General features: G+C 58.2%; 28 protein-coding genes. 15 read left to right on the forward strand and 13 right to left on the reverse strand.

Annotated features, from left to right (window positions below; genetic code table 11):
* The first annotated feature begins 107 nt into the window (after nt 1-107).
* The gene (locus ACYVJT_RS11530) at nt 108-1013 is read left to right on the forward strand and encodes an NADP-dependent oxidoreductase (protein ID WP_343959777.1); all 906 of its coding nucleotides are present in this window, start codon (nt 108-110) and stop codon (nt 1011-1013) included.
* A 128-nt stretch (nt 1014-1141) separates the two neighbouring features.
* Here the strand turns inward: ACYVJT_RS11530 and ACYVJT_RS11535 are convergent, their stop codons facing one another.
* Nucleotides 1142-1756, reverse strand: coding sequence for a flavodoxin family protein (locus ACYVJT_RS11535; RefSeq protein WP_343959779.1), 615 nt, complete (start codon nt 1754-1756; stop codon nt 1142-1144).
* A 107-nt stretch (nt 1757-1863) separates the two neighbouring features.
* Nucleotides 1864-2088: a hypothetical protein gene (locus tag ACYVJT_RS11540; protein ID WP_343959781.1), complete on the reverse strand. Its 225-nt coding sequence runs from the start codon at nt 2086-2088 to the stop codon at nt 1864-1866.
* Between the two features lie 186 nt (nt 2089-2274).
* On the opposite strand from ACYVJT_RS11540, the gene ACYVJT_RS11545 reads away from it, so the two are divergent.
* The 5 genes from ACYVJT_RS11545 to ACYVJT_RS11565 all read left to right on the forward strand — a co-directional run bounded on the left by ACYVJT_RS11545 (nt 2275) and on the right by ACYVJT_RS11565 (nt 6445).
* Nucleotides 2275-3051: an MBL fold metallo-hydrolase gene (locus tag ACYVJT_RS11545; protein WP_343959783.1), complete on the forward strand. Its 777-nt coding sequence runs from the start codon at nt 2275-2277 to the stop codon at nt 3049-3051.
* Nucleotides 3052-3153: 102 nt separating this feature from the next.
* Entirely contained in the window at nt 3154-3984 is an 831-nt protein-coding gene (locus ACYVJT_RS11550) for a class I SAM-dependent methyltransferase (RefSeq protein ID WP_343959785.1), read from the forward strand.
* Between the two features lie 20 nt (nt 3985-4004).
* Nucleotides 4005-4589, forward strand: coding sequence for a class I SAM-dependent methyltransferase (locus ACYVJT_RS11555; RefSeq protein WP_343959787.1), 585 nt, complete (start codon nt 4005-4007; stop codon nt 4587-4589).
* 94 nt (nt 4590-4683) lie between these two features.
* Nucleotides 4684-6207 (forward strand): molybdopterin-dependent oxidoreductase, encoded by a 1524-nt coding sequence (locus ACYVJT_RS11560; protein WP_343959789.1) that lies wholly within the window; start codon nt 4684-4686, stop codon nt 6205-6207.
* A 13-nt stretch (nt 6208-6220) separates the two neighbouring features.
* Nucleotides 6221-6445 (forward strand): hypothetical protein, encoded by a 225-nt coding sequence (locus ACYVJT_RS11565; protein WP_343959791.1) that lies wholly within the window; start codon nt 6221-6223, stop codon nt 6443-6445.
* Here the strand turns inward: ACYVJT_RS11565 and ACYVJT_RS11570 are convergent.
* From ACYVJT_RS11570 to ACYVJT_RS11595, 6 genes are all read right to left on the reverse strand, one after another.
* Nucleotides 6442-7053: a response regulator gene (locus ACYVJT_RS11570; protein ID WP_343959793.1), complete on the reverse strand. Its 612-nt coding sequence runs from the start codon at nt 7051-7053 to the stop codon at nt 6442-6444. The genes ACYVJT_RS11565 and ACYVJT_RS11570 overlap by 4 nt on opposite strands.
* A complete protein-coding gene (locus ACYVJT_RS11575; RefSeq protein ID WP_343959795.1) occupies nt 7050-8252 on the reverse strand; it encodes a sensor histidine kinase in 1203 nt (400 codons plus the stop codon). The genes ACYVJT_RS11570 and ACYVJT_RS11575 overlap by 4 nt, the downstream gene beginning before the upstream one ends.
* On the reverse strand, nt 8192-9013 hold the full coding sequence (locus ACYVJT_RS11580; protein WP_343959797.1) for an ABC transporter permease: 822 nt from the start codon (nt 9011-9013) through the stop codon (nt 8192-8194). The genes ACYVJT_RS11575 and ACYVJT_RS11580 overlap by 61 nt, the downstream gene beginning before the upstream one ends.
* Nucleotides 9010-9939, reverse strand: coding sequence for an ABC transporter ATP-binding protein (locus tag ACYVJT_RS11585; RefSeq protein ID WP_343959799.1), 930 nt, complete (start codon nt 9937-9939; stop codon nt 9010-9012). Before ACYVJT_RS11585 ends, ACYVJT_RS11580 begins: the two co-directional genes overlap by 4 nt.
* A gap of 116 nt (nt 9940-10055) precedes the next feature.
* Entirely contained in the window at nt 10056-10775 is a 720-nt protein-coding gene (locus ACYVJT_RS11590) for a Crp/Fnr family transcriptional regulator (protein ID WP_343959801.1), read from the reverse strand.
* Nucleotides 10776-10872: 97 nt separating this feature from the next.
* The gene (locus tag ACYVJT_RS11595; RefSeq protein ID WP_343959803.1) at nt 10873-11592 is read right to left on the reverse strand and encodes a Crp/Fnr family transcriptional regulator; all 720 of its coding nucleotides are present in this window, start codon (nt 11590-11592) and stop codon (nt 10873-10875) included.
* A gap of 113 nt (nt 11593-11705) precedes the next feature.
* On the opposite strand from ACYVJT_RS11595, the gene ACYVJT_RS11600 reads away from it, so the two are divergent.
* Entirely contained in the window at nt 11706-11900 is a 195-nt protein-coding gene (locus ACYVJT_RS11600) for a hypothetical protein (protein WP_343959805.1), read from the forward strand.
* Between the two features lie 139 nt (nt 11901-12039).
* Here ACYVJT_RS11600 and ACYVJT_RS11605 read toward each other — a convergent pair whose 3' ends face one another.
* The 3 genes from ACYVJT_RS11605 to ACYVJT_RS11615 form a co-directional block, all read right to left on the reverse strand.
* Nucleotides 12040-12411, reverse strand: a complete 372-nt coding sequence (locus ACYVJT_RS11605) for a non-heme iron oxygenase ferredoxin subunit (RefSeq protein WP_343959807.1) — start codon at nt 12409-12411, stop codon at nt 12040-12042.
* Nucleotides 12408-12755, reverse strand: coding sequence for a ferredoxin (gene fdxA, locus ACYVJT_RS11610; protein ID WP_343959809.1), 348 nt, complete (start codon nt 12753-12755; stop codon nt 12408-12410). Before fdxA ends, ACYVJT_RS11605 begins: the two co-directional genes overlap by 4 nt.
* Nucleotides 12756-12826: 71 nt before the next feature.
* On the reverse strand, nt 12827-13057 hold the full coding sequence (locus ACYVJT_RS11615) for a hexameric tyrosine-coordinated heme protein (RefSeq protein WP_343959811.1): 231 nt from the start codon (nt 13055-13057) through the stop codon (nt 12827-12829).
* Between the two features lie 373 nt (nt 13058-13430).
* On the opposite strand from ACYVJT_RS11615, the gene ACYVJT_RS11620 reads away from it, so the two are divergent.
* On the forward strand, nt 13431-14021 hold the full coding sequence (locus ACYVJT_RS11620) for a protoglobin domain-containing protein (protein ID WP_343959813.1): 591 nt from the start codon (nt 13431-13433) through the stop codon (nt 14019-14021).
* 12 nt (nt 14022-14033) lie between these two features.
* On the opposite strand, the gene ACYVJT_RS11625 is transcribed toward ACYVJT_RS11620, so the two are convergent.
* Nucleotides 14034-14411 carry a pyridoxamine 5'-phosphate oxidase family protein gene (locus ACYVJT_RS11625; RefSeq protein WP_343959815.1) on the reverse strand — a complete coding sequence of 126 codons (378 nt, stop codon included), beginning with the start codon at nt 14409-14411 and terminating at the stop codon, nt 14034-14036.
* 77 nt (nt 14412-14488) lie between these two features.
* Complete coding sequence (locus ACYVJT_RS11630) at nt 14489-15262, reverse strand: TspO-related membrane protein (protein WP_343959817.1); 774 nt, start codon at nt 15260-15262, stop codon at nt 14489-14491.
* 175 nt (nt 15263-15437) lie between these two features.
* On the opposite strand from ACYVJT_RS11630, the gene ACYVJT_RS11635 reads away from it, so the two are divergent.
* The 7 genes from ACYVJT_RS11635 to ACYVJT_RS11665 are packed head-to-tail and all read left to right on the forward strand — an operon-like array spanning nt 15438 to nt 22060.
* Entirely contained in the window at nt 15438-16505 is a 1068-nt protein-coding gene (locus tag ACYVJT_RS11635; RefSeq protein ID WP_343959820.1) for a polyprenyl synthetase family protein, read from the forward strand.
* A complete protein-coding gene (locus ACYVJT_RS11640) occupies nt 16505-17389 on the forward strand; it encodes a phytoene/squalene synthase family protein (protein ID WP_343959823.1) in 885 nt (294 codons plus the stop codon). The genes ACYVJT_RS11635 and ACYVJT_RS11640 overlap by 1 nt, the downstream gene beginning before the upstream one ends.
* Nucleotides 17386-19023, forward strand: a complete 1638-nt coding sequence (gene crtI / locus ACYVJT_RS11645; RefSeq protein WP_343959825.1) for a phytoene desaturase family protein — start codon at nt 17386-17388, stop codon at nt 19021-19023. Before ACYVJT_RS11640 ends, crtI begins: the two co-directional genes overlap by 4 nt.
* A 12-nt stretch (nt 19024-19035) precedes the next feature.
* Nucleotides 19036-19389, forward strand: a complete 354-nt coding sequence (locus tag ACYVJT_RS11650) for a lycopene cyclase domain-containing protein (RefSeq protein WP_343959827.1) — start codon at nt 19036-19038, stop codon at nt 19387-19389.
* Nucleotides 19379-19723 (forward strand): lycopene cyclase domain-containing protein, encoded by a 345-nt coding sequence (locus tag ACYVJT_RS11655; RefSeq protein WP_343959829.1) that lies wholly within the window; start codon nt 19379-19381, stop codon nt 19721-19723. The genes ACYVJT_RS11650 and ACYVJT_RS11655 overlap by 11 nt, the downstream gene beginning before the upstream one ends.
* Nucleotides 19710-20438, forward strand: a complete 729-nt coding sequence (locus ACYVJT_RS11660; protein ID WP_343959831.1) for a class I SAM-dependent methyltransferase — start codon at nt 19710-19712, stop codon at nt 20436-20438. The genes ACYVJT_RS11655 and ACYVJT_RS11660 overlap by 14 nt, the downstream gene beginning before the upstream one ends.
* The gene (locus ACYVJT_RS11665) at nt 20435-22060 is read left to right on the forward strand and encodes an FAD-dependent oxidoreductase (RefSeq protein ID WP_343959833.1); all 1626 of its coding nucleotides are present in this window, start codon (nt 20435-20437) and stop codon (nt 22058-22060) included. Before ACYVJT_RS11660 ends, ACYVJT_RS11665 begins: the two co-directional genes overlap by 4 nt.
* Nucleotides 22061-22062 lie beyond the last annotated feature (2 nt).

Raw genomic sequence — 22062 nt, forward strand, 5'->3', positions numbered from 1 at the left:
AGCCTCATTATGGCGACGTCAACACCAATACCGGGCCCAGCAATATCACTACACAGCACGCGGCCACACTTTACAAACACGACTGTAGTACTAGGAGGAAAACACAGATGTCTAAGATGCTGGTCTTCACCGAATTTGGTGGACCTGAAAAGCAGACAACCGTACATCAGGAAGTATCGTCTCCAAGACCTTCTCAAGTGGCAATCGAAGTCAAAGCCGCCGGAGTGAATCCTGCTGACTGGAAGATTCGCGCCGGGGACATGGGTGATCACTGGAAGTTGCCAGCACCGATGGGTCGTGAAGCCGCAGGTATTGTCACCGCGGTCGGAGCGGACGTCGAACAGTTTTCGGTCGGCGACGAGGTCCTTGGAACGGCAGGTAAAGGCCACGGCACGTTTGCGCAGCACACCGTGCTGGACGCCCATCAGACCGTGGCGAAACCCGAGGAGCTCTCGTTTGCTGATGCAGCAACACTTCCCGTGGCCGGAGCTACCGCCTATGACCTCACGCACCAGATCGAACTGGAACCAGGCCAAACGATGGTGATTCTGGGTGCCGGAGGCGGAGTGGGAGTGATGGCTGCTCAAATCGGCAACGTACACCAGTTCAATGTCATTGGGATCGCAAGTGCTTCGAAGCAGGAACTCGTGGAATCCACCGGAGCCACCTTTGTTGAGTCCGGCGACGGTGCCACCGACCGAATTCGCTCGGTGGCACCCCATGGAGCCGACCTGATAATTGATCTGGTTGGCGGCCAACCATTGCGTGACATCGCTTCGGTTGTCAAGGATGCGAAGAACATCATCTCCAGCGCCGATCCAACTACAGCAGAAGAACTCGGTGGCAGCGGTGTGCAACGCACCAGCGAAGGCCTGGAAAAGATTACCGAAGTTGCAAAATATGGGTTAGTCGATCCACACGTTTCGCAACGATTCACATTGGATGATGCGCAGCAGGCGGTGGCTGCCGTGGAAGAGGGGCATACTGCCGGCAAGGTAATCATCGAGCCATAAGACTCGAAAAGTTGCTTAGCATAAAGCTGGCAGTCAACCGAGCCCGAGCTGAGGATGAGTAAGAAACCGCTGCGAGTGAGGCCCGAGGGCCTTGTCCGCAGCGGTTTGCGCGCATCATGAGTGTCGCGTTAGCCAGCTGGGTAGGGGCGTTGTTTGAGTAAGGTGGCCAGGTGCGCTGTATTGCGAACAGCGACCTGGGTCGTCCCGGCGGTCGCTTTGGGTGTCTCAGTCAGGTCCTGATAATCGGTGCCGTGCATGGCTTCCCCGACCCAGTAGGTCGAGCCTTGTGCTGGGATCGTGTAGCCGACGTCGCTGAGTCCCTGAGCCACTTCGGCGATGACGTGGTGTGCCCCATCTTCGTTGCCCACCACGGCGATCATTGCAGCTTTATCGAACAGGACCGGTCGGTTCGTGTCGTCGGTCTGGCCGGACTCAGCATTGAGCCGCTCCAATACGCGTTGAGTCACGCTGGAAGGGTGCCCCAACCAGATAGGGGTGGCGAGCACTAAGATATCGGCCGCCAATACCTTCTCACGGATGGCTGGCCAGGCATCTCCATCGCCCATATCGATCCCTATCCCGGGCTTGACGTTATGGTCGACAATGCGCACGGTTTCGGTATGTACATTGTGGGTGCTGAATTCGTCGCCAATTTGACGGCCTAAGAGATCCGCGCTGGAAGAGGTCGGAGACGGCGACAATGTGCACACCAGAATCACAGCTTTAAGCGATGCATCGGTCATATTGAATCCTCCTGCTGTGATGGAAACTGACTACTGACACAGCACAGGCTCCAGGCCCTTTACGGTGCCTGAAGCCTGTGGTTACTTCGTGAAATTGTCGTCCAGGACTATTCGGACTGTTTCAGCCGCTCGGCCAACATCTTCTTGCCCTGGTCTCCGGCCTTGCGGTTATTTTCCTGGATCCGGCGGAACCATTCGGCAAGTTCGGTATCGCCTTGATCCTCGGCATCCTTGATGTAGGTCTCTAATTTGAACACGTTGTGCAGTGACGATTCTAGAGCCCAGATGAGATTGTAGTTCTTATCTTTGACGGGGCTACTTGGTTCGGTCATGGTACTCACTCCCAATGTTCTAGGGACACATCGATCTAATTGCGATGTGTTTTCCAAGCTAGGAGGTCCCAGCCGTGATGACAACAGCTCAGTATCGGTGCGGTTCATGAGACCGTTGACTCACTCCGCCGGACCGGTCTAGTGTCAGGTCTCACCACCGTTGTCTGCTACCCGCGAGGTGCTCAGATGTCTACTGCCGAAACGACCAGCGATCCAGCCTCCATCCGCCTACTGGGCGGTCCTACGGTGCTCATCGAGTACGGCGGGTTAAGGTTGCTCACCGACCCGACCTTCAGCCCCGCCGGTGAGTACCCCATGGGTCCATTGACGCTGACCAAAACTGCCGACGCCCCGGTTGCTCCTTCTGAACTTGGGCAGATCGACGCGGTGTTGCTCTCCCATGACGAGCACCCCGACAACCTTGACAACGCTGGGCGAGCGTTCCTGCCCCAGGTTCCGCAGGTACTCACCACCACATCAGGCGCCCAGCGACTCGGACAGAACACGCGAGGGTTAGCGCCCTGGGAGTCTGTCGAGCTCCCGCGCCCAAACGGTGACGTAGCGACCGTGACCGCCACACCGGCGCTGCACGGCCCGGATGGCCAGGACGTTGAGACCGTCACCGGAGAAGTCATCGGATTTGTCCTGACCGCCGAGGGTTTGCCCACCGTCTACATCAGCGGAGACAACGCTTCACTGGAGGTCGTTCGCGAGGTTGCTCGGCGGTTCCCCGACATTGATACGGCCGTGTTGTTCGCCGGCGCAGTCCGGATGTCCGAGATCTTTGACGACGAATTGCTCACACTCGATGCTACTCGCGCGGCCGAGGCAGCTACCATCCTGGACGCCCGGCGGGTAGTACCCGCTCATGTTGATAGTTGGGGCCACTTCACTGAAGACCGCAAAGAGCTTGTCGCAGTCTTCGAATCCGCCGGATTGGCCGACCGCCTTCACCTGGGCTGACGCTGCAAATATTGGCATGTAACGTTTTATGGCCCGCAACATGAGGGGTCGGCCACGAAGTCTTTAGAGTTGGTATCAACCGCCTATGACGAAGGAGACTTCTTGCCGTACAACGAATCCGAACGTGTTGCCCGGGCCGCCTACGACAGTGACGACGCAGACGCGTTCTACTCGCAGATCTGGGGTGGAGACGACATCCATCTGGGCATGTACGCGTCGTCAGATGAGCCCATCGCCGATGCCAGCCACCGCACCATGCAGCACATGGTCGATAAGATCCAGCAGGACTCAATCAACTACATTGTTGACCTGGGCTCCGGATACTGCGGTGCAGCCCGTTTCCTTACGACAGCCCTGGACAGTCAGGTTTTGGCAGTGAATCTCAGTGGCGAACAGAACCGTCGTGCCGAAGCGTTGAACGTAGCCGCCGGTGCTGACGACCGGATTACCGTTGTGGACGCCAGCTATAACGATGTTCCGGCACCCGATCGCGCTGCCGATTTGGTGTGGTCGCAGGACGCATTTCTGCACGCTGAACGCCGCGATCAGCCGATCGCCGAGGTCGCCCGTGTCTTGAGAACCGGTGGAGAATTTTTGTTCACCGACCCCATGGCCGCAGATGGCGTTACGGCTACCGAGCTTTCGGGTGTATTGGAGCGGCTGAACCTCAGTTCGCTGGCCTCGCCAAGTGAATACAAAGAATTGGCTGCAGCAGTCGGGTTGGAATTCGTGGAATTCGAAGACCTCACGCACTTCCTGCCGCAGCACTACGGCCGTGTGCTTGAAGAAACCCAGGCCAATGCCGACCAGTTACTGCAAACCGCAAGCCAACAGTATCTCGACGGCATGATGAAGGGACTACAGCACTGGGTCGATGCCGGCAACCGTGGCCTGCTGAGCTGGGGGATCTTCCACTTCCGCAAGGCTGCGTAAACTGGCTAGACTGGTCCACCATGGTGGACGAGGTTAAACAGGCCTATGGGTCAGCAGCGGTGGATGTAGAACATATGTTGGGTGCAACGGTTATGGCCTCTGATCCAGACCGGGCCGTGATCGAGCCGTGGGCACAAACGGTCACCGGCCCGATTCTTGATGTGGGTTCTGGTATCGGGCGGTGGACAGGACACCTCGCGAAGCTGGGCTACGAAGTTTCGGGTTTAGAGCCAGTCGAAAGATTCGTCAACTCCTCGCGCCGATCATACCCTTCAGTGACTTTTCATCATGGGTCGATCCATGATCTTGCCGGATCGAAAGACCGGTGGGCAGGAATCCTGGCCTGGTATTCATTGATTCACATGGGTCCAGACGAGTTGCCCGAGGCATTGGCTATCTTGCGACACGTGCTCGAAAATCATGGCACGTTGTTGATGTCCTTCTTCTCAGGGTCAGATCTGGTGCCGTTCAATCACCCGGTTGCTACTGCCTACCGGTGGCCGATGGCTGATATGTGTCGTGTACTCAACGATGCAGGGTTTGAAATCATCGCGCAGCAATGGGATCCCAGTGCTCCACACGCTTACATCACAGCCAAAATTTAACGTTCAGTGGTCTCTTGAGGCTCTACGAGGCCGTTGATACGCTGACTTTAGGGCTCTTCCGGGAAACGTCACATGAGTCCGGGAGGAGCTCATCGTGGAAGCAGATTTTCCATTTTGGCTACGTGCCACACACCTATTCAATTTCGTTTTACTTGGCATCCTCATCCGCAGCGGATGGGAGATCCTTGCCTCGCTACCTCGACTGTGGTGGCGTAACGATTCCAAGCCCGGAACGGAATGGTTGAAATTTACGCGGCGCAAGTTACCCACGGAAGAGGGCGTGCACACCTCGTTAATGGACGAGCGATCCGTGTCGCCGTTGCTAGTGTTACCCGGTCGCGAGAACATCGGGCTCGGCCGACACTGGCATGGCATCGGGGTCATGCTATGGGTGCTGAACGGCCTGATCTACGTGATCATGCTGTTTGCCACCGGACTGTGGACACGCATCATCCCAACCTCGTGGGATGTGTTCCCGCGAGCTTGGGAATCGTTCAAAATTTATGCGGGCTTCGGTGTGCCCTCACTCGAACACTTCCAGCCCTATGATGCCTTACAAATGCTCACCTATACCGGGGTAGTCTTCATCCTTGCCCCGCTCCTGATTCTTACCGGTTTAGCCATGTCACCAGCCATTCGCTCCCGGTTCCCCTGGTTTGTGAAGATGTTCGGTGGTGTTCAAGTCGCCCGCTCGCTACACTTCATTTTGCACGCAGCACTTATCCTCTTTATTATCGGCCACGTGGGCCTGGTCTTCATAGTTCACCCCGAATACAACCTGCCGCACATGATCTTAGGCATCGAGGCCAATGAGCCCGAATACTATGCTCAGGCATTTACGATCGCACTGATCACCATCGGCGTTGTCATCGCATTGCTGATTGGCTTGAGCTACTGGAGTCTGGCCAACCGACCACGGGCGCAACGATTCTTGGTGGCGGTGACCGAACCGGGCCGTCAACTCTTTCTCAACTGGATGCGTCCGCGCATGTCGAAACAGAAAGTGTTTACGGAAAAAGATATCTCTGAATACCACTGGACCAACGGGCTGCCACCTACTAAAGACGAGTCACCAGAGTGGCTGCACCACCGTGACACTGATTGGGCGGACTGGCGTCTTGAGCTCGGTGGGGAACTCAATGGCAAGACCATAGAATTGAGCCTTGACGACCTGAAGGCAATGCCAAAACACAAATACATCGGTGTGCACTCGTGCATGCAGGGCTGGTCAGCCACCTCTAAATGGGCTGGGGTCAAGCTCCGCGATGTTTTAGAGCTCCTCGGACCGCGCCCACAAAACGCCAACTACGTGATGATCGAATCCCACGGGTTAGCCCAGGTCATGTACGATAACAAGCCGCGGGAGCCGTTTTACTCGGTCATCCCGCTGCGCGATGCATACGAAGACGACACGATCCTGGCCTATGAACGCAACGATAAACCACTCGACAACCACCTCGGAGCACCCCTGCGCCTGCGAGTGGAATCCAACCACGGCTATAAGATGGTCAAATGGGTGCGGAAAATCGAATGGGTCGAACACTACGAAAATATCGGTGACGGCCGAGGCGGAACCCGAGAAGACTCTGCGATGCAAGCATTCAACGGGCGTATCTAACCGGGGAGAACCATTGATTACCAGTACTATCTATCTGTTAGCTGGCGAGCTGTCCAATGCAGAGACCCGAACAGTCAAAGGCAAGGTCTACCAAGTGCCCCGAGTCGGTGGGATAGCTTTTGAAGTTCAAACCGGCCAAGATACGCGAATGATCATCAAACACAAAGAAGATGAACCAATTGACCGTACAGAACTCGAGACCGCCATCGCCAAGGCAGGCAAGTTTCGACTCCTCTAAAGCCACCCGTTGAGCTGTGCAGTCCGCGCCGCCTCGCTGCGGTTTGCGGTCCGCGTTTTGCCGATCGCCGCCGACAGATGATTTCGTACCGTCCCGGCACTCAGATGCACCTGGGCGGCCATATCTTTGACCGAAGCCCCCGATAAGGCTGCTCGCAGCACATCGCGCTCGCGGTCGGTGAGCGGATTCGCCCCGGTGCTCAAAGCTTCTGCGGCCAGTGTCGGGTCCACGGCCTTACCACCCTCATGTACCGTGCGAATGGCCTCTGCCAGCTGGTCGGCCGGGGCATCTTTGACCATAAACCCGCAAGCACCGGCGGCCATGGCGCGCTGCAAATATCCGGCCCGGCCAAAGGTGGTCAGAATCAGGACCGCCACCTGGTGTCCGAAAGCATCGGTAATATGCTGTGTTGCAGTAATCCCATCAACCTCGGGCATTTCGATATCTAATACCGCCACCCCGACGTTGTGTTCCCTGATTGCATCGACCACGCCGGTGCCATCGGGGAGCTGGTGGACCACCTCAAGATCGTCTTCGAGGTTCAATAAGGCGGCCAGGCCGGCGCGGACCAGGTGCTGATCATCGGCTAACAACAGTCGAATTGTCATAGCGTCACCTCAACGCGAGTACCGGGGTCGAGCCGGTGCACGTCCAGCCGTCCGCCGGCAGAAGCTGCTCGGCGTCGTAGTCCGGCGAGCCCGTGGTGCTTATCGAATGTGGTCTCGGACAGGCCGATGCCGTTGTCATCAATGCGTAAAATCATGGTGGCTTCTTCTTGGGTGATCGTGATGGTCGCCGCGGTGGCGTGCGCATGGCGAATAATATTGGTGACCGCCTCGCGCACCACCCAGGCAAACACTTGCTGCTGGACCAGCGTCAGGCGGGGGAGTTGTTCGGGCCGGTCAAAGCTGACTCCTGCGGCGCTCAGCGCAGTTTTCGCCTGGTTCAGCTGCTCCGCGAGATCGGGATGCTGCAGTTCGGTAACCGTAGCCCGAACTTCGGACAGCGATCGCCGTGCCAGGTTTTCAATGTCTGCCAGCTCGGTTTTGGCTGCGTTCATATCGGTGTCGAGTAGCCGCTGGGCGAGCTGGACTTTGACGGTAATCGTGGTCAAGGAATGCCCCAGGACATCGTGCACCGTGGAGGCCAGTTCCTCGCGCTGTTTTGCTAACGCGAGTTGTTCGGAGCGGTGCAATTGGGCATCACCCATCTCGATACTGATCCGGATAAAGATCATAATGATCGCCGGGGAACCGACCGACCCGAGGAACCAGCCGGCGTAGGCGGAGAAGCCCATGACGGTCACCAACCCGGCGGCCCCACCAAATAAGACTGCGACGGCGAGCACACCGGTCAATAATCGGTGGTTAAAAATCCACTGCGCCATGACATAGGGGACCACGTTCAGCACGGCCGTGGAGGACGAGAGGCTCATGATGCCACCCAGTCCAAACAGTGCGACGCTATAGGCCAGGGTGTTGAGATGGCGGTTGACCTGTGGGAAGGGTTCCGGGAAGAAGAAGCCCCGCAAATAGACGACTGGGAAGACAATCAGAGCCGCCCAGCTTGCGATCTGAACGGGCGCCGGTGCGGTGGACTCAACGAGTCCGACGATCGTCCAGATCAGGAAAATCAGCCACACGCCGGCGGTGAAAAACACGGTCCGTCGCTCCTGCTGGGTGGCCGGGGGCTGCGGTAACTGTGGCTTCGGCGGGGCGGTGATCTCTGATGCGATGGTCATGGTGCCTAACGGGAGGTTCGACGGCGGGTAGCCATAAGGCAGATGATGCCAAAGATCGCGGTCCATGCACCAACATTGGCAAACAGCACCCACATGGATTCAAAGGCGATTTCTGTACCGGCTTCCATGGGAATGAGCATACCTTCGGACTGGGGCCAGCGTGCGAGCATGGCGGGCCCGTAAAGCGGCGTAAACCGCGCGATATCAAGCAGCACTCCGCCCAGCGGGATGAACAGATTCCCGAAGAAACCAAAGATCACTAGAAAGCCTGAGGCCGCACTGACAGCGGTTTCGGAACGGAACAGCAGGGCAAAGGCGAGGCCGTAGAGGGAGAACGGAATCGCCACGACCAAGCAGAGGGCCGCTGAGCTGAACCAGTGGCCTAGCGAATCGAATTCGGCGCCGGTAAAGGCACCGACCACGTACACAATGAGGATGGGGCTCACGGCCATCAGCAAGGCCATAAGCATTTTGCCCAGCACATAGTTGGCTTCGGTCAGTCCGGTGAGATTGAGCTGGCGGCCCCAGCCCATGTTGCGTTCCACCGCGGCTGAGCCGGCCATGGCGGTGGTCGCGATGACCGCACCATAGACGGCCATCGAGGTCATGACGTATGCGGAGACGTTGCCGTATCCCGCAGGCATCTCGCCCTGGTCCATGCCCACACCAAACATGAGGTACATGGCGGCGGGCAGGATGACCACGAAAAACGTGGCGTCGAGCATGCGGAAGTTGCGCCAGAATTCCCATCCCACAAAGCGGAACAGAATCTCGGCCTGGGATTTCTTGGGCACGGTTTGTTGGGTGCGTGGTGTTGTGGTCGTCATGATACGACCTCCTGTGAGGTGGGCTCTTCGGTGAGATAAAAGAACGCTTCTTCGATGCCGGGCTGGACAATGTTGAGATGCCGGATCAAGTTCGCGGCCAAGAGTTGTTCAGCAATGCGATCGGTGTCGGCAGCAGTAATGCGAATGCGCTGGAGTTTGGCATCGTATTCGAACTGCTCTGGACTGAGTCCTGCGGCGGTTGCCCACCGGTGTGGGTCACTATCCGAGATCCACTGTGCCGACAGCTTGCGTTGCAGCCCGGCGGTCATGTCATCAACACTGCCATCGGCAATCACGTGTCCCTGGGACATCAACACGACCCGGTCGGCATAATCGTCTGCTTCACGCAGGTAGTGGGTGGCAAAAACGATCGTGCGACCGCGGGCGGCTTCCGCGTGCATGGTGTCCCAGAATTCGCGGCGAGCGCTGGCATCTAACCCGGCGGTGGGCTCATCTAGAATCAGCAGCTGTGGATCGGTCAGCAGTGCCAGGGCGAAGCGCAGGCGTTGTTTCTGTCCGCCCGAACACTTTTTGACCTTGCGTGTGGCAAAATCGGCGACGCCAGCCCGCTGCATCACGTCGCTGACCGGCGCGTTCCAGTAATGGCAGGCGGCCACCATTTTGACGGTTTCGGCAACGGACAGATCCTCAAGCAGGCCGCCGTCTTGGAGCACTGCCCCGACATGACCGTTACTCGCCGCCCGCTTCGGTAGATCCCCAGAGGTTCGGATACTGCCGCTATTGGGTTCGGCAAACCCAAGCACCATGTCGAGCAGGGTGGTTTTGCCGGCACCATTTGGTCCTAGCAGGGCGAGGACTTCTCCCGGGTGGATTTCTAGGCTGACATTTTCAACGGCGGTCACCGAGCCGAAACGCTTGGTCACCGACTCGATGGCGATGGCTGGTACAGAAGCTGAAGTAGTCATACCTCTAGTGTTCCGCAACCAGCAGGATTGCGATACTGCCAGAGATCATTTGTTGACCATGACAGATGTCATCGTCGGGGATGCTGCCTTCATGACGGGCCAGCGCACTGATGACGTCAAAAATCCGCAGCGTGGGCCAGTCGGTGTCTGTCCACGATCGTGATGTTCTCCCGGCGAGATGTGATGACTCCCTCGCACTGCAAAGTGCTAACGACCCGGCTGGCTGTTTCAGGCGCCATACCGGTCAAGGAGGCCAGGTCATGTCGCGACAACGTGATCTCCTCGGCCTGGCCGCCACCGTTGTCGAAGATCAGCAGCAGGGTGGCGGCGACCCGAGAACGCACCGGTGCGCCCGATAGGCGGAATATCTTCGCTTCCGCGTATTCAAGCCGAGCGGCCAGCAGCTCGATGAGGAATTGCGCAATCATCGGATGACGAGTATACAGAGCACTCAGCTCGGCCCGCGGAAAGGCCAGCACCTGAGAGGTCGTCAGTGCCACCGCCGACTCTGGATACACCGCAGCCGCGAGGTCAAGGCCCCCAAAACCTCCGCCCCGCATCGCCAGAGTGACTGCTATCGCCTGACCATTCGCAGATACACGGACGAGTTTGAAGCTACCGGTGACCACGAGAAACAGATGCTGAGCGTCCTGGCCTTCTTGATACACTGTCTCGCCCGCTTGCAGCCGACGGACCGCCACCTCCATGTTGAGGAGTGCTGGGTCAGCCAACGCGATCCGGTCGAGTAGCGGCAGATGCCGAAGCAGCCCGATCGGCACCTCACCCAACTCAAGATGAGACGGGTGGTTGCTGCATTCGTTGGTTCGGTGCGTCATAGCTCTGCTCACCTGCCGTACTGGATATCGCTGATGCCCCCATTCAACCGGTCGCGTTTGTTATATTCCTTGATGTAGATCAAGCTCCGCTACCCGGTCAGGCGCGCAATACCAGGTCTTCTAAGCCCTCCGGGTCAACAAGTGTGACCACGTCGGTTTGCACGGTGATCAGAGCCTCGGAGGTCAGGCGTGTCAGAGCCCGGCTGAGGGACTCGGGGGTGGTACCGAGCATCGAGGCGATGTCTTTTTTGCTGAGCGGCAACCGCACCTGCGGGATCCCGGCAGGAGAGCCCGAGCCATCTCGCAGTAGCGGTCGCTGGAACAAATAGTCGGCCAACCGAGCCTCCACATCGACCGTGCTCAGTGCGAGGCTCCGTTCCGCCTCATCGAGCCGTTCTCCCAGGCTGTGTAACATCTGTACGGCAATGCGGGGGTAGTCTTCTACGAGCCCGGCGAAGTCTTCGTGTGAGAAGACACAAAGTCGCGCATCGGTTATCGCTTCTGCATCATCGAGCGTCCTGCCTCCTGTGAAGAAGTTGTGTTCACCCAACGTCTCGCCAGGCTCGGCGACCCTCAACAGCCGTTGGCGACCACTGGGCATGGTGCGGCTCACTCTGATCTGTCCGCTGTGTACCACGGACAGTTGTCCCGAGCGTTCCCCAGCGCCATGCACCCGCTCGCCGCGCGAGAGTATTTGGGGACGTGCCAGCGTTCTTATCAGGTCCTGCTGTTCTGGCGTCAGTCCAGAGAAGAGCGGAACCTGCCGTACACAATTGACATCGTCTCGGTGAATCGTCCGCAATGGCAAGGTACGCATACTTTTGACCTTACCCGATCGCAGATAGGCGCGAGGTGATCCACATCGAATCTCAGCGCGGGGCGATGGGGAGCCTGCGTCCGCTGAGGCTGCACTTACGGCTGGCTAACTGATTGGCAATCTGGTCCAAGGCCGCCACCGTCGGCGCGATGGAGTGGGCAAGTACAGGCGGCCCAGATATGAGCGAGCACGCTGACCAGCAGCACCACACGGATAATGCACAAGGCTCCGTTGGGCGGCAGAAGCGGCTCAGCCATGACTCGCAGGAACGCAGAATAGTCGTCGGATGTCTCCTGCCCGGAGAATAGTTTGAAATTTCCATAGGCGTGGGCGATCCGATAGAGAATCATGACCAGCCCCGAGGATGCCATCGTTGCATGCAACACTGGGCCTGACTTGAGCGAGGACTGTCGCCGGTTCGAGCCTTTCGTGGCCCAATGCTCCTGGTCATTTGATCTCGGGCTCGTTAACCGCCGCGTCGGTTGCTGGGACGCCTGGATAGAGAAGAATGTTCTGGCCGACGATCTCTATCTGGTGTGTGTTGGTATCTACGGTGGCGGGCAGGGACAGCACCTTTCCATTGCGCAAACAGAAGGTCGCTGCATGCCGTGGGCACTCGACGAGCTCATCCTTGATGAAGCCTTCGGCTAGGGACGCTTGCCCGTGGGTACAGCGGTCATCGAGTGCATAGAACTCACCGGTCTCCGTGTGGAAGACTGCGATGGGCGCGGTGCCGGTTATGGCGCTGGAAACGTATAAGGCCTCACCCTCCTGGATTTCATCCGTGGTGCCTACGATGATGGGGTGGGTCTGAGTCAAGTTGTCTCGCGGCCGGGGTGGGATGCGACAAGCTCGGTATCAAGGCCAAGCGGGCTCAGCTGCGCTGCTCCGCCGGGAGAGCCCAGGGGTTCGTCATATCCGAGGAGCGGTTCGTCGAAGAATCGCGCGTTGTCCTCCAAGTAGGGTTCAAGCTCTCCGGGAAGGTCATCTTCGTAGTAAATCGCTGTGACGGGGCATACTGGTTCGCACGCGCCGCAGTCGATGCATTCGTCAGGGTTAATGTAGAGGGCACGACTGCCCTCGTAGATGCAGTCAACGGGGCATTCATCGACGCACCCGCGGTCAAGCACGTCAATACAAGGTTCACCAATAACATAGGTCATATCGGCTCTTCTCTTTTTGCTAACACCTGGGGGCGGTGCTGCATATTAGCTGTTGGCTGGGCCTCGTTGTCTCAGGTACGCCAGTAATTATTGGCGGCGGCGACCGTGCTGAACTCAACGGCGACGACATGACCAGCCATGGTGAGTGAATCGGCGTTCGTGGCGTAGCCCGGCCGCAGCATCTGTCGAACTTCGCCATCGGTCTGGATGGCTGCGATGGTCTTCCGTGCGAGCATGATAGCTAGTTCGCGACCCTGCTCGGGAGTGTCAGTAATCAGTGTGTTGTCGGGTACAAGCGCCATGAAAAGCTCCAAATGTTCAGCAGCCGCGGGCCGGAATGTAAGCGAAACCGGCGGTACGCACAGTTACCCTAACAGCTCGCTAGAGAGGACAAGATGATCTATATCATGGACGCCGAGAGGTCTACGAGGTTGCCATAGCTGCCTGTGCTGTAGACCCGCTGCAAGCTCCTCGACCCAGACCGAGCACTTCGCCCGAATGGATTGTTAGGTTGACATTTTCGACGGCGATCACCACGCCGAAACGCTTGGTCACCGACCCGATGGCGATGGCGGGTTCTGCTGCCGGATCGTGCTGCTGTTTGTTCAGACAGCTCTTTGGTGGCGTGGGGGCAACCCACAGGAACGCACCGCAAATGTTGACCTGGAGGTAAACATGACAGCCGAGAACATTCCCGCAGGCTATTCCTACGACGAACAACTCCCGCCCTCACCAGTCGATGAAGACCGCCTGAGTGAACTGCTCACCAATGTGATGTGGTCAGACGCTGACGCACCGGCATTGCGCAGAGCTGGCGAGATTTTGAGCCCTCGAGTTTCTGACATCCTCGATGTCTGGTACGACTTCATCGGCTCAACGCCACACCTTGTTTCGGTCTTTCGTGGCGCAGATGGTGAACCCGATGCAGAGTATTTGGACCGGGTTCGTGGCCGATTTGAACAATGGGTCATTGATGTTTGTACCCGCGAATTTGATAGCCAATGGTTGGCGTATCAAGAAGAAATCGCGTTACGGCACCACACGACGAAGAAGAATACGACGGACGGTGTTGATTCGCCATCCGGCCACGTGCCGATGAAAGACATGTTCGCGTTGATCGTGCCGGTGACGTTAACGATCAGATCATTTCTCGAAGAGGGCGCCGAAGCCGACGATGATGTTGAAGCAATGCACCAAGCATGGTTCAAAGCAGTGACCGTCACCCTGGTGTTGTGGTCGCGGCCGTATGCCGGGGACCTGTGGTGAGAGGAATGGTCCCTAGACCGGTCGGAATGTTGACACGGTGTCGACATGCACCAGGACCGAACAGATCTGAGGTGCCTTGCCGCGGTCGTTGCGCGCGGCAACCCGGGTGGTGAAAATATCGCCGGCATCCAACAGTTCTGCACGACCGGTGAACCGGTAGCCGTTCTTCCAGGCCCGATCGACGACCGCGATCGTCACCGGCGAGCCATCCTGGATGTTCTGCAGTGTTTGGCCGCCGGTGGTTTCATCATAAATTAGCGCCGTATCGTCCAGGACACCAATCGACCCCTTGGGTCCAATGTTTGGCGCACCATCGGAGCTGGAGGTTGCGATGAACGCTAACTGCTCGTCCAGTACTTTGGCCATGTGGTCGGTAATTTCTACGCTCATGATCAGTCCTTGTGATTCTTGAAGAGGTTCTGCAACCAGTCAACCCCAGAGGCTCGGGGCGTGGCAAGACGACTGAGTCAGCGGTCTGACGAATTCTGTGATTGACCGTTCAGGAGACGGACCAATACGGTACCGACCAGCACCAGAGCCGCAGCGATTGCCGCACTCCAGACCACCATCGGTGATGCAAATTCCCCACTGGTCCGTGCCACGGCGATCCATGACAGTCCCCAGGCGATGGCTAATGCCGGGGCAATACGTCCCTCGGAGTGCAGTGCCAGGGCGGAGCCGATGAACAAGACCACCACAAGGATGCCGACGGCGGCCCACTGCCACCCCGGAAATGTATCGAGCCCGGTTGTTGCGACCCAGGCAGCAATATTGGCGGTGGTGGCAACACAAACCCAGCCCAGATATAACCCGAATGTCCCGTCTACCACCAGCGTGTCGACCCAACTCGTTGGGCGCGTGGTCTTCAGGATTATCAGTATCCGTAGCAGTACGACAAGTAAGACCACAATGACCGCCACACTAGCCAGGACACTGCCGGCCTGGACTGTCAAAATCCACCCCGCGTTGAGTAGTGCTGAGGCTGCCGCCCATGGCCGCAGAGCTGCCTGACGCGCGGAACCGCGCTGACGAGGCAGCACCTGATACACGGCATAGACAATGAGCCCGAGATATACGATGCTCCAGATACTGAAGGCTGGACCGGCCGGCGCGAACGGCGTGGCATCAGCAGACAGGGCCCCACCGGCGGCTTCGCTGATCGGTGTGCCGCCCAGGGCGCCGCTTCCGATGAACGATAGAACGATCGCAACGGCCACCGCTACGACCGTGACAATTGGCATGAACCAGGAATTTCTTCGGTGTTGCATTGCGAATTTCTTCCTCTTCGATGATGCGTGCTTTACCTCAAGACTAATATAGCTAGACTGGCTAGTAACTTAAGTCACGGGCTCGACGGGTTCGAACTTCGGAGTATCTCATCTGCTGCCGGCACTTACGATCCATACAGGAGGATGCATGAGCAGCCAAGTCAGTCTCATACCTCAGACCTCACCGGGCAAACTATTTCAAGCCGACGTTGATCAGCGACTGCGGGACTTTGTGGAAGAAAAAACGCGCGGGGCGCACACCCCGGCCATGCGCGATCTATGGCAGCACATAGCTAACGCCACACACGGCGGAAAACGTGCCAGGCCCATGCTCGTGAACCTGGGCTACCAGGTAGCCGGTGACGTTCCTGAGCCTCGACTCCTCGACACGGCTTGTGCGTTCGAACTGTTGCACACCGCATTGGTGATGCACGACGACATCATTGACCAGGATTTTGTCCGACGCGGTCAACCAACCTTGTCCGCGCATTATCGAGATGCTGCAACGACACAGGGCCAGTCAGCGTCTCAGGCGGAACATGTTGGTCATTCGGCTGCAATTTTGGCCGGCGACGTGTTGATCTCGCAAGCTGTTGGGCTGTTGACCCGAGCTTGCGGAGATCATCCGAATGGCACCCAGGTGATCGACGTGTTCCACGATGCGATCTTGCAGTCTGCAGCGGGTGAACTCGACGATGTGCTGTACTCAGCTCACCTTGTAAGCCCCAAACTCAACGACGTATTGGGTATGCATCGGCTGAAAACAGCAGCGTACTCCTTCGATGCACCGTTGCGAGTAGGAGCTCTCCTTGGCGGTGCCGATTGCCAAACAGTGACCCGCTTAGGGCAGATCGGTACTCTGCTGGGTAGTTGCTACCAGATCATCGATGACGTGCTGGGGACCTTCGGTGATTGTGCTGTGACTGGGAAACCGAATGATTCTGACATCCGGGAGGGCAAAATTACGGTACTTATTGCCCTGGCCGAGCGGAATTCGCAGACTGCTTCAGCGGTCAAAGCTTGGCGAGCCGGGAGGCTGAGTGATGCAGCGCTGCGGGGTGTGCTCGTGGCCCAGGGTGTCGAATCGCAGGCTCGCGAACTGGCTGAACAGTGCTGCGTGACCGCGCGTGACACGTTGACAGAGCTGTCCATTGGTCAGGAGGTTCGTCAGGCGTTTCTTGAGCTGATGGACGATTTGCTGGAGAGGAAGCACTGATGACCCAGGAATCTCCATTGCATCGCTACACTTCTGCAGCCGTCGTCAGTTCAGGCAAAGTGATCCAGGAGTACTCAACATCGTTCGGGCTGGCCTGTCGTTTTTTGGGAAAGCAAGCTCGATATGATATCGGTAGCGTCTACGCGATGGTTCGACTGGCAGACGAAATCGTCGACGGGGTCGCACAGGAAGCCGGCTTGGCACCACAAGCGACACTGGAGGCCCTGGACGAACTCGAGGCACAGACGGAAGCAGCGCTAGAGACTGGGTACAGCACGAACCTCATTGTCCATGCCTTTGCGACCACGGCTAACATCCACGGAATTACCAGCGAGCTCACCCGACCATTCTTTCGGTCTATGCGAGCTGATCTGTGCCGCCAACAGCACACTGCCGAGACTCTGCAAGACTATATCTATGGTTCGGCTGAGGTTGTGGGACTGATGTGTTTGGCGGTGTTCCGCGATATGCCGGGTACCGATACCAGCGACGATGACACGCTGGTGACTTCAGCGCGACGCCTCGGGGCAGCCTTTCAGAAGGTGAATTTCCTCAGAGATCTGGCCACCGACTACGCGGAATTAGGACGCAGCTATTTTCCGGGTATCGATCCGGCCGCACTGAGCGAAGCCGAAAAACAGTTGCTGGTCGATGACATCCGGGCCGATTTGAGAGCAGCTGAACCCGGGTTGCGGATGCTAGATCCGAAAGCGCGGATTGCCGTCGATATCGCCTACCGCCTGTTTAGCGAACTCACCGACGCGCTGGACCAACGACCAGCCAATGAGCTGATTTCACGCCGCGTCAGAGTAAACAACGCCCGCAAGGTGGCCATCGCAGCCCAAACCGTTTCCACCAATCTGCTGAAGAAATCCCGCGCATGACACAACACGAATCTTCAGCACGGCCTCAGCGTGCGGTGGTCATTGGCGCCGGAGTCGCGGGCCTGGCAACCGCTGGTTTACTGAGCCGCGACGGCTACGACGTCGTCGTGTTAGAAAAAGAGCACCAAGTCGGGGGTCGAGCCGGTGTTCTGGTGGATGAAGACTTTCGTTGGGATATGGGCCCATCGTGGTGGTTGATGCCCGAAGCATTCGAGCATTTCTATCAACTGTTCGACACCTCCGTGGAAGAAGAGCTAGATCTCGTCTACCTCAACGATCCTGCCTTCCGGATCTTCACTCAAGGGTATCCAGCGCTGGAGATTTCAACCGGTCACCAGAATGTCTACGAACTCTTCGAGCAGCTCGAACCGGGATCCGGTCCTGTTATCGAACGCTACTTACGCGGTATGGAAACCGACTACCGCATGGCCATAGAACGCTTTCTCTACACGAACTTCACTCAACTTCGCGGTCTGGCCACCCCGGATATTTTGGGCAAACTCGGACGATTACTCCGCAGCCTGACCCGGTCTCTTGATGCGGATGTGACCAAGCGTTTCCGCGATACCCGGCTGCGCCAACTGCTCAGTTATGCCGCCGTGTTCTTGTCGTCCGCGCCAAAATCCACCCCGGCGCTCTACGGGATCTTGAACTACACAACACTCGTGGAAGGCGTCGCCTACCCGATGGGCGGTTTCAGTACCTTCGTTGACTCCCTGCACCGGCTGGCAACACAAGCCGGCGCGACCATTTTGACCGGGGCCGAAGTCCTGCATATTGAACAGGATGACGCATCCAAGGGGAAGCGCGGCCGGGTTGCTGGCGTGCTGTACCGTAACGAGTCTGGTCAGCATCGAATCGAAGCTGACGTGGTGGTCTCGTGCGCCGATCGGCAGCACACCGAATCCCAGTTGGTTGCCGGTGCGCGTGCGTCACGCCCGAGGTATTGGAAGCGTCGCAACCCGGGGATGAGCTGCGTGCTGGCGTACTTGGGTGTTGCCGGTGACCTGCCTGAGCTTGCCCATCACTCGCTGATCTTCAGTCGCGATTGGGACGCGGATTTTGCCGCCGTGTTCAGTCAGCACCGCACCAGCGCTTCGAGCAACCGGTCGCAGTTTTCTGAGTCGCTGTATCTGTGCCGCCCATCGGCAACCGATCCGACGGTGGCACCGGCCGGTTATGAAAATCTGTTCGTATTGATCCCCGTACCAGCCATGGACGACGGCATCGTCGGGAACCTCAATCACTCCGAAGATCCTGAAACCACGGTCATCGTTGATGCGGCCATCGACCTCGTCGCTGAACGCACCGGCATTGCCGATCTCGCACAGCGCATCGTGAAACGACATACGGTCGGCCCCGGAGATTTCCAGGATCGTTTCAACGCCTGGCAGGGCAATGCGTTGGGTTTGGCTCATACTCTGTCCCAGTCAGCATTTTTCCGTGGCTCGAACGTTTCAAAATATCTCGACGGGCTCTATTTTGCCGGGTCGACCACGGCCCCAGGCGTGGGACTGCCGATGTGTCTGATCTCGGCCGAAAACGTCGTCAAACGATTACGCGACGACACCACGACCGGACCAGTGCAGACCCCACTGGACCCGATCGCCACACCCGACACTCACAACCGCTAGGAAAGGAATGTTTTGGCCCAATACGAGTACCTTCTGCTCATGGTCGCCTGCGTACTGATCACCCTGCCATTGGAATTTTTGCTCCGGGCACGCGTGTATCGGCGGCTGCCGTTGATGCTGCCCTCAGTCCTGGTGGTCGTGCTCGTCTTTGGTCTCTGGGATCTGGTCGGCATCGCCCGGGACCACTGGACGTACAACCCGGAATTCATCACCGGCATCCACTTGGGCATCATGCCATTAGAAGAGCTGGTGTTTTTCGTCGTTATCTCCTTGTGTGCACTGCTGAGCTATGAAGGTGTCAGTACCGTGTTGAACTATTTCTCCAAGCGCAAGCGCCGTGAAGGAGGGTCTTCCGATGTGGCCTGAATATACCGTGCTCACCGTCGTGGGTATCGTGGCAGTCATCGCCATCGAACTGTTTGTGGTCCGCAGCGGGATCTTCCGCAAACTTGCCTACTGGCTAGCCATGGCGATCTGTCTGAGCTTCCAAATCCTGGTCGATGGGTGGCTGACCAAACTGTCCGACCCGATCGTGCTCTATAACCCAGACGAGATGCTAGGGATCAGATTCCCCTGGGACATCCCCATCGAAGATTTCGGGTTCGGCTTTGCGATGCTCACCACCGTGATTATGGTGTGGCAGGCACTAAAGAATCGTCGAACACAACGACGGGAGCCGCAAGAACATGTCGCTGAGTGATTCGTTTTCCTTTTCTGCGCGTCGCTATGACTTCCTAACTCGGCTCAATCCCGGGTATCGACGAGAGTTGCGCGCGGCTGCACGCCAGCTTGCCGAAGCGCTGGATGAACAACCACCCGAGCGCCCGCTGATCTGGGATCTGGGATGCGGCACCGGGCTGAGCACCCGCGCACTGCTCAAGACCATGCCACAGGCACGAGTGGTTGGGGTCGATGCTTCCGCGGGGATGCTGGACCATGCCCGGGCGAAAACCTGGCCCGAAGGCACCCAGTTTCTACAGGAGCGGGTCGAACAACTCGAAGACAATCCAGCACCGGAACTTGCTGAGGCCCCGGACGGCATATTTGCGGCCTATCTCTTGCGCAATGTCCCGAGCCAACACCGCACCGAAGTCTTGGCCAGCCTGCAGCGACAGTTAAAACCGGACGCACCACTCGTCCTGCACGACTATTCGATCTCTGAGTCACGCCTGGCACAAGTCAAGTGGACGACCGTCTGCTTTGCGATCGTTATTCCGCTCAGCGCCCTGGTCGGCGCCAAGACCGGGCTGTTCACCTACCTGTGGCGCTCGGTCATGGACAATGACTCAACCCAAACGGTGCTGGCCCGCCTCCAACAAGCCGGATTGCACAATGTGAAATCGTCAACGGCCCGCGGCTGGCACCGTCGCATCTTACACACGTACACAGCCATCAAGGCAGGAATCCGACCATGATGTCACGACCCAATACGCACACCGTTCCCAATAGTCCACGGGACCCGCATGCCGAACGCGTCCTGGCCCACCGCGGACACGACACCGTGCAGACACCACAACACGTTGCGGTCATCGGCGGGGGGATCGCCGGCATCGCTGCCGCTACCGCACTGGCCGAACGCTCGGTGGATGTCACCCTGTTCGAAGCAACACCCCAACTGGGCGGCCGGGTTAGCTCCTGGCCGGTCGAACCCGATCGGAATATGAGCCGCGGATTCCACGCATTTTTCCGGCAGTACTATAACCTGCGAGCACTCCTGCGCCGCACCGATCCACAACTGCACCGGTTGGTCCCGGTCGCTGACTATCCGCTACGCACCGCAGCCGGACTCACCGACTCCTTCGCCTCGATTCCACGCACCCCACCGTTGAACCTGGCCGCATTTGTCCTGCAAAGCCCAACGTTTCCCCTGACCGGGCTAGCCAAGGTGGACCTGGCTAGTGCCTTTGAACTCATTGATCTGGAATTTCCCACGAGTCTGTCTCGTTACGATGGCGAGTCGGCAGCGGACTTTTTGAACCGACTGCGGTTTCCAGACGGTGCACGGCATCTGGCCCTAGAAGTCTTTGCGCGGTCATTTTTCGCGCACCCCAAAGATTTTGCGGCCCGCGAGCTGGTCACGATGTTCCACACCTACTTCACTGGCTCGGCCGAAGGACTGCTGTTTGATGTGCCCGAGGATGATTTCAACACCAGCCTGTGGGATCCGCTGGCAGAATACTTGCACACTCTCGGGGTGGACATCCGGCGCTCGCAGCCGGTACAACGCATCAACCACGAGGACGGTTGTTGGCAGGTGACAACTGCGGAGAGCACCTCGGCGTTCGATGCGGTCGTGCTGGCCGCTGATCCGCGAACGTCTCGCAACCTCATTGCCGACCTCGACGGGCACGGTGCCGCGCTGACCGAGCTGCAGGATCGGGTACAACGGCGTCGCAATGCGCCCCCGTTTGCCATTCTGCGCCTGTGGTTGGACGACCTGGTTCGGTCTGATCGGGCGCCGTTTCTTGGCACCAGCGGCTACCAGCTGCTCGACAACATTTCGGTGCTGGAACGTTTCGAAGCTAGCGCCCATACCTGGAGCCAGCAGCATGGCGGTTCCGTGGTCGAGCTGCACGCCTATGCGGTGGAGGCACCGGCTGATCCGACCTCGGACGACGGCCAGCAAATCCGGGCCCAATTGTTAGCTGATATGTATGAGGTCTATCCCGAAACCCGCGACCTGGACATCGTGGCTGAAGAATACTTGCTTCAGGACGATTGCGGCCTGGCCGATATGGCCCCCCTGCACGAGCAACCGACCGTGACCACGGGGTTGCCAAACTTGGTGTTGGCAGGGGACTGGCTGCGCTGTGATGTCCCCGTGGCCCTGATGGAACGGGCCGCCACCACCGGGTTTTTGGCAGCCAATGAGTTACTGGCCGGATGGCATGTCACCGGCCATGACCTAGAATCGCCACCCCGGCTCGGGCTGCTGCGCCGTTCAGCAGCCGGTCGGATGCTCCGTAAGGCATTTCTCGGCCACGCGACAGCAGTGCCTGCCGAATCCAACCCGTCCTCGACCGTCAGGAGTCAGTAGCC

The organism is Yaniella soli (assembly GCF_054782375.1).